At 64.5% G+C, this 6782-nt stretch carries 6 protein-coding genes; 3 read left to right on the plus strand and 3 right to left on the minus strand.

Translation table 11 applies throughout. The features are described 5' to 3' along the window. Window positions 1–64: 64 nt before the first annotated feature. Complete coding sequence (gene recA / locus SRAH_RS09015; RefSeq protein ID WP_029463023.1) at window positions 65–1126, minus strand: recombinase RecA; 1062 nt, start codon at window positions 1124–1126, stop codon at window positions 65–67. 225 nt (window positions 1127–1351) lie between these two features. On the opposite strand from recA, the gene SRAH_RS09020 reads away from it, so the two are divergent. The 3 genes from SRAH_RS09020 (at window position 1352) to SRAH_RS09030 (ending at window position 4634) form a co-directional block, all read left to right on the plus strand. Further along, window positions 1352–2026: a response regulator gene (locus tag SRAH_RS09020; protein WP_029463024.1), complete on the plus strand. Its 675-nt coding sequence runs from the start codon at window positions 1352–1354 to the stop codon at window positions 2024–2026. Between the two features lie 109 nt (window positions 2027–2135). After that, window positions 2136–3542 (plus strand): sensor histidine kinase, encoded by a 1407-nt coding sequence (locus SRAH_RS09025; RefSeq protein ID WP_045476967.1) that lies wholly within the window; start codon window positions 2136–2138, stop codon window positions 3540–3542. 108 nt (window positions 3543–3650) lie between these two features. Then, a complete protein-coding gene (locus SRAH_RS09030; protein ID WP_029463026.1) occupies window positions 3651–4634 on the plus strand; it encodes a tripartite tricarboxylate transporter substrate-binding protein in 984 nt (327 codons plus the stop codon). Window positions 4635–4757: 123 nt separating this feature from the next. Here SRAH_RS09030 and SRAH_RS09035 read toward each other — a convergent pair whose 3' ends face one another. Next, on the minus strand, window positions 4758–5081 hold the full coding sequence (locus SRAH_RS09035; protein ID WP_029463027.1) for a DUF1840 domain-containing protein: 324 nt from the start codon (window positions 5079–5081) through the stop codon (window positions 4758–4760). Window positions 5082–5200: 119 nt separating this feature from the next. Beyond that, window positions 5201–6782: HDOD domain-containing protein (locus SRAH_RS09040; RefSeq protein WP_149028965.1), on the minus strand; the 1582-nt coding region annotated here is incomplete at its 5' end.

Consider the following 6782-nt stretch of genomic DNA (forward strand, 5'->3'; position numbering starts at 1 on the left):
GACTGCGCCGCCACCTAGCCAGCCCTACGCCGCCAGACCCAAGCACAGCACCCAAGCCGCAAAATCAATCGGCCTCGAACGGCGCCACCTCGCCGCTCGGGCTGGCGCTGCGCTCCGGCACCGCCAGCGCGGCGCGGATTTTGTTTTCGATCTCACGCGCCAGCGCCGGGTTCTCGCGCAAAAACTCGCGCGAGTTCTCGCGCCCCTGGCCTATTTTTTCGCCCATGTAGGCGTACCAAGCGCCGGATTTGTCTACCACCTTGTGCAGCACCCCCAGATCGACGATCTCGCCCAAGCGGCTGATGCCCTCGCCGTACAGGATGTCGAACTCGGCCGTTTTGAAGGGTGGCGCCACCTTGTTCTTCACCACTTTCACCTTGGTCTCGCTGCCTATCACCTCCTCGCCCTTCTTGATCGAGCCGGTGCGCCGGATGTCGAGCCGCACCGAGGCGTAAAACTTGAGCGCGTTGCCGCCGGTGGTGGTCTCGGGGCTGCCAAACATGACGCCGATCTTCATCCGAATCTGGTTGATGAAAATCACCATGCAGTTGGTTTTCTTGATGGTGGCGGTGAGCTTGCGCAGCGCCTGGCTCATCAGCCGCGCCTGCAAGCCCGGCAGGCTGTCGCCCATATCGCCCTCGATCTCGGCCTTGGGCGTGAGCGCGGCCACCGAATCGACCACGATCAGATCGACCGCGCCCGAGCGCACCAGCGCATCGACAATCTCCAGCGCCTGCTCGCCGGTGTCGGGCTGGCTGATCAGCAGCTCCTGCAAGTTAATACCCAGCTTTTGCGCGTACTGCGCATCCAGCGCGTGCTCGGCGTCGATAAAGGCGCAGGTGCCGCCGAGCTTTTGCATCTCGGCAATCACTTGCAGCGTCAGCGTGGTCTTGCCCGACGATTCCGGGCCATAGATCTCAACCACCCGCCCGCGCGGCAGCCCGCCCACCCCGAGCGCCACGTCCAAGCCCAGCGAACCGGTCGAGACCACCTGAATGTCGGCAATCACCTCGCCCTCACCCAGGCGCATGACGGTGCCTTTGCCAAACTGCTTGTCGATTTGCGCCAGCGCCGCTTGCAGGGCCTTGGCTTTTTCGTTGTCTGTTGCCTTGTGGGCCGCGCTCATAAAAAATCTCCTGTAAAGTTTCAAGCACTCCCGCCGTCCAGCCAACCAAGGCCAAGGGCAAAAATGCGCACACCGCAGTTTAACGGCCCGCGCCGCCAGCCTGCCCCGATTTTTCGATCCGGCCTCGGTTGGCGCGCACCCAGCTTTGCACCAGTGCACCCGTCCAGCCATAAAATGCCCACTAGGCAAGTGCTGCCCACCCCGCCATAGCTGGAGACTGAAACCATGCGCATCCTCATCGCCGAAGACGACCAGGTACTGGCCGACGGATTGTTGCGGACCCTGCGCGGCACGGGCGCCGCCGTGGACCATGTGACCAGTGGCAGCGAAGCCGATGCCGCCCTCATGACCAACACCGAGTTCGATTTGCTGATTCTCGATTTGGGCTTGCCACGGCTGCACGGGCTGGAAGTGCTCAAACGCCTGCGCGGGCGCGGTTCGGCGCTGCCGGTGCTGATCCTCACCGCCTCCGACAGCGTGGAGGAACGCGTGCGCGGCCTCGACCTCGGGGCCGACGACTACATGGCCAAACCCTTTGCCCTGCAAGAACTGGAAGCGCGCGTGCGCGCCCTGGTGCGCCGGGGCAACGGGGCCGCCAGCAGCCTGATCCGGCATGGCCCGCTGACCTACGACCAGGCCGGCCGCGTCGCCAGCATCGACGGCAAGATGGTCGATCTCTCGGCGCGCGAACTCGGTCTGCTCGAAGTGCTGCTGCAACGCGCCGGCCGCCTCGTCAGCAAAGACCAGTTGGTCGATCGCCTGTGCGAGTGGGGCGAAGAGGTGAGCAACAACGCCATCGAGGTCTATATCCACCGGCTGCGCAAGAAGATCGAAAAAGGCCCGATCCGCATCGCCACCGTGCGTGGGTTGGGGTACTGCCTTGAAAAAATCCCTGGCTGAGCCCCCCCCGCTGGCCCCAGTGGACACCCCGGCCGAGGCCGCCTCCGGCACCCCCTTTGGCCTGTTTCCGCGCGAACAGCGCAGCCTGTTTGGTGAAATCCTCGACTGGATGCTCACCCCGCTGCTGTTGCTGTGGCCGCTCTCCCTGGCCCTGACCTGGTTCGTGGCCCAGGGCATTGCCAGCAAGCCCTACGACCGGGCGCTGGAGTTCAATCTGCAGGCCCTGTCGCAGTTCGTGACCGTCGAGGACGCGGTGCTTCGCTTCGAACTCAACGCCCAGACCCGCGACCTGCTGCGCGCCGACGACACCGACCGCATCTACTACCAGGTGCTGGACGCCGAAGGGCATTTGATCAGCGGCGAGCCCGGCTTTCCGCTGCCCGATTTCGAGTTGGCTGCGGCCCGGGCCGCGCCAAGCGGCACCCTGCACTTGCGCGACGATGTGTTGCGTGGCGAGCCCGTGCGCGTCGCCTACACCTGGGTGCTGCGCGGACACGAGACGCCGCAGCGGGTGCTGTTGCAAGTGGCTGAAACGCGCGCCAAGCGCTCCATGCTGGCCACCGAAATCATCAAGGGCGTCATGGTGCCGCAGTTCATCATCCTGCCGCTGGCGGTGCTGCTGGTTTGGCTGGCGCTGGTGCGCGGCATCCGCCCCCTCAACGAGCTGGAGCGGCGCATCCGGGCCCGCCGCCCCGACGACCTCAGCCCCCTCGACGACGAGCAGGTGCCGCAAGAAGTCGCGCCCCTGGTTTCCTCCATCAACGACCTGCTGCTGCGCCTCAAGGCCTCGGTCAGCGATCAGAAGCGCTTCTTGGCCGATGCCGCGCATCAGCTCAAAACCCCCTTGGCGGGCCTGCGCATGCAGGCCGAAATGGCGCAGCAGGCGCGCCACAAGGGCGAAGGCGACATCCAGCGTTCGCTGCAACAAATCGCCAAATCCAGCATGCGCGCCACCCACACCGTGAACCAGTTGCTGGCCTTGGCCCGTGCCGAAACCAGCGGCCGCAGCCTGGCCAAAATCCCGTTTGACCTGGCCGAAGCCGTCACCGAGGTGATCGAGGACGCCGTCCCCCGAGCCCTCGATCAATCGATCGACCTTGGCTACGAAGGCCCGACCCAGATGCCCGCCGGTTGCCTGCTGCAAGGCAACCCGACCCTGCTGCGCGAGCTGGCGCGCAACCTGATCGACAACGCCATCCGCTACACCCCAGCCGGCGGCGTGGTGACGGTGCGGGTGCTGGTCGACCGCTACAGCGGCGTGCAACTGCTGCAAGTCGAAGACGATGGGCCCGGCATCCCGCAAGCGGAACGCGGCCTGGTGCTCGAGCCCTTCTACCGCGCCCTGGGCACCAACGTCGATGGCTCCGGCCTCGGTCTGGCCATCGTGCAAGAAATCGCCACCCAGCACGGCGCCACGTTGCAGCTCGAAGACAGCTTTCCCAACCGCACACAAGGCCGCGGGCTGCGCGTCACGGTGCGCTTTGGCCTGCCCTTGCGCACCACCACCCCACCTTAAGCGCGCTCTATAGCTCAACTACCTGGCTCTTGGCTACGTAGTACTGCTCATGCCAATACCGTGCGGCTGCGCTACCATGTACCGTCCTTATTTTTCGGAGACAAGTTCATGAAAAAATTGCTGACCTTTGCCTTGGCCGCCACCACCATGGTGGGCGCGCTGGCGCAAGATTTCCCCAGCCGCCCCATCACCATCGTGGTGCCCTTTGCTGCCGGCGGCCCGACCGACACGGTGGCGCGCCAACTGGCTGAAGCCATGCGCCCGCACCTGGGCAACGCCAGCATCGTGGTGGAAAACGCTGCCGGCGCCGGCGGCACCATCGGGGCGGGCCGGGTGGCTCGCGCTGCGCCCGACGGCCACACCTTGCTGGTCTGGCACATTGGCATGGCCTCCACCGCCAGCCTGTACCGCCGCCTGCCCTTCAATGCGCTGCAAGACTTCGAATACCTGGGCATCATCAACGACGTGCCCATGACCTTGGTGGGCAAACCCCAGCTGCCCGCCAACACCTACCGCGACTTCGAAAACCACATCCGCGCCAATGCCGGGCGCCTCAACTTGGCCCACGCCGGCTTGGGTTCGGCCTCGCACATATGTGGCCTGATGTGGCAGCACGCCATGGGCTTGCAACAGGCCATGACCACCATCCCCTTTGGCGGCACCGCACCGGCCATGACTGCGCTCATGGGCGGTCAGGTTGATGTGATGTGCGACCAAACCACCAACACCACGAGCCAGATCGAGGCCGGGCGCATCAAGGCCTTTGCCGTCACCACGGCGCAGCGCCTCAATAACCACCCCAGCTTGCGCTACTACCCGACGCTGCAGGAGATGGGTTTGCGCAACTTCAACCTCACCATCTGGCACGGTCTGTATGCGCCACGCGGCACCCCGCCGGCCGTGGCGCAGCGCCTCAACGCCGCCATGCGCGCCGCCCTGCGCGACCCGACCTTCATCCAGCGCCAAAATGCGCTCGGGGCCTTGGTCGCCACCGACAACCGCATCACCCCCGAAGGGCACCGCGCTTTTGTGACCGGCCAAATCAACCAGTTGCGCACGGTGATCGAAGCGGCAGGCCAGTTCGCCGACTAAGCGGACCGTTGAGCGGCGGCGCACCCGGTGCGCCGCCCAAACAAACCCCTAGGGCCCAACCCGGGCCCTAGCGCCCCTGCTCCAGTCGCAACGACCTGCAGGGGCTTCTTTTTGACTAGCCCCTCAGACGCCCCAGACCACGTCGGTGCGTTCGTTCATGCAGTGCTTGAGCATGTCGATAAACGGGGCCACCCGGGTGCGCAAGCTCACCCGTTCCGGGTCGGGCACGTACTCGCCCTTTTCGATTGCCTCTTTCTTTTTGCGCTCGAACTCCGCTTCCTCGTGCGCCACAGCCGCCTGCAGGGCTTCGATGGCGGCCGGCATCTGTTCGGCCAACAAGATTCCGGGGCCGGTCGGCTCTTTGCCCAAAATCTGCAACAGTTGCTTGGCGTTGTGTTCCAGCATCACCACGTCGCCGGTGGATCGGGATTTGAATCGAAAGGCCATTGCGCGCTCCTGCGTTTATGAGGGTACAGAGCCCCTATTTTGGCACCCAACGCGGCGCCCGAGGCAAAAAATCCAGCGTTTTCTTGACGCCGATCAGCCACGGCATGGGTGGCAACGACCTAGCCGGCTCTGTCGGCCTGACTTGGCGCGCCCCGGATCAGCATCAACTGGTTTTTCCAGACCCGCAGCCACATCACTTCCTGCTCACCCGCACCTTGGGCGGCAAACTGCGGCTGCCCCACATACACGGCCCCCACCAGCGCACCGACTTGCTTGATCGGCAGCAGCATCATCGAATCGGGTGCGCTCAGGCGCGTAAACCACGCGGGCAAGCGTGAGCGCACGCTGGCGTGGCCGGCGTGTTCGATCAAGGTATCGCGCGGCTGGGCACAGAGCAAAGCAAACAAATCCTCTTGGCCATCGAGCGCTATCCGAAACGACTGCGCCAGCGCTTGCGCCCCAGGCCCCAGACCCTGCACCCCCTGCAGGCAATCCCCGGCGTCAGAGCGCCAACACAGCACCAGCGTCTGGCAGCCAAAAGCGTTGTAAAAAGACTCCAGCAAGGCCAGTTGCGCTTTGCTTGCCGCATCCGGTCCGCCACCGAACCAGGCCTCATGGGCGCGCTCCAAGCCCAGCGCCAACTCCTTCCAGAGCGGCTTGGCTTGGGCTGCTGCGGCAGGGCCTGCCGGGGGTGGGGCCCATGCCAGCGGCACAAGCGGCGCATGGGTTTTGCCTTGGGCTGCAAGCTCACGGTTGGCTTCGGTCGGTTTGGGCGCCTCGTGCGCAATCAGCACATCCTGCACCCCCGCAGGAACCTTCATGCCCACGGCATTGCCAATGCTGCGCACCTCCATGCAGGCTTCTAACACCCCTTGCTGCATCTGCTCAATCGGTTGGTGCAAGACACGGGCATAGCGGCGGCAGATCAGGTCCACACGGGCATGGCTGCGCTCGGGCGTGGTGTCATCGCTCAACAACTGCTGCGCTGCCTGGTTGGCCATCGTCGCCAGCCAACGCTGGGATTGCACCGGGTCGTGGGGCAGGCGCGTGGGCAAGGGCTCGGTTTGCGCCTGCATGATGCGCAGGATTTTGTCGGGAAAATTCCAGCTGCGCGCCACCGCCAGCGTCAACTGCTCCAGTTCAACCCCCAAGATTTCGCGCTCGTGTTTCAAAGCATGCGTCGGATCTTGCGCCACCAGGGCTTGCAACTGAGCCGCTTCATCAGGAAAAAAACAGGCCAGCAGCATCGGCCCCAGGCCCTGAAACATCGCCCCCAGAAACACCTCCTCGGCGTGCGGGGAGTCGCCACTCCACGCGCTGGCCAAGGTGGCGGAAAACAAGGCCTTTTGGTAGGCATCCAAGAGCAGTTGCTGCTGCCCCTTGTGGCTTAGGTGCTCCAGCAGCACCAAGCTGAGCGAGAGGTTGCGCACATTCGTAAACCCGAGCATGGCGACTGCCCGCGAAACCGTAGCAACCCCCTCACCACCGCGCATCAACAGCGCCGAGTTGGCCAAACGCAGCAGCTTTTTTGTCAACGCCACGTCTTTAAGGATTTCATCCGTCAGGCGTTGTGTTTTTTCACGCTCATTGCCCGTCAGGCTCTGGATGCGCATCACCTGCCCGGACAGGGCCGGGAACTCCCCATACGTCAGAATAGTTGTCGCCTCGATAGAACCAAAAACCCTGGGGCGGCGAAGAAGG

Origin of the sequence: Serpentinimonas barnesii, assembly GCF_000696225.1 — a bacterium.
GTDB lineage: Bacteria > Pseudomonadota > Gammaproteobacteria > Burkholderiales > Burkholderiaceae_C > Serpentinimonas > Serpentinimonas barnesii.

Coding starts and splice junctions, on each gene's coding strand:
- recA (WP_029463023.1), bottom strand. CDS start 1,126: ATGAGCGCGGCCCACAAGGCAACAGACAACGAAAAAGCCAAGGCCCTG.
- SRAH_RS09020 (WP_029463024.1), top strand. CDS start 1,352: ATGCGCATCCTCATCGCCGAAGACGACCAGGTACTGGCCGACGGATTG.
- SRAH_RS09025 (WP_045476967.1), top strand. CDS start 2,136: ATGCTCACCCCGCTGCTGTTGCTGTGGCCGCTCTCCCTGGCCCTGACC.
- SRAH_RS09030 (WP_029463026.1), top strand. CDS start 3,651: ATGAAAAAATTGCTGACCTTTGCCTTGGCCGCCACCACCATGGTGGGC.
- SRAH_RS09035 (WP_029463027.1), bottom strand. CDS start 5,081: ATGGCCTTTCGATTCAAATCCCGATCCACCGGCGACGTGGTGATGCTG.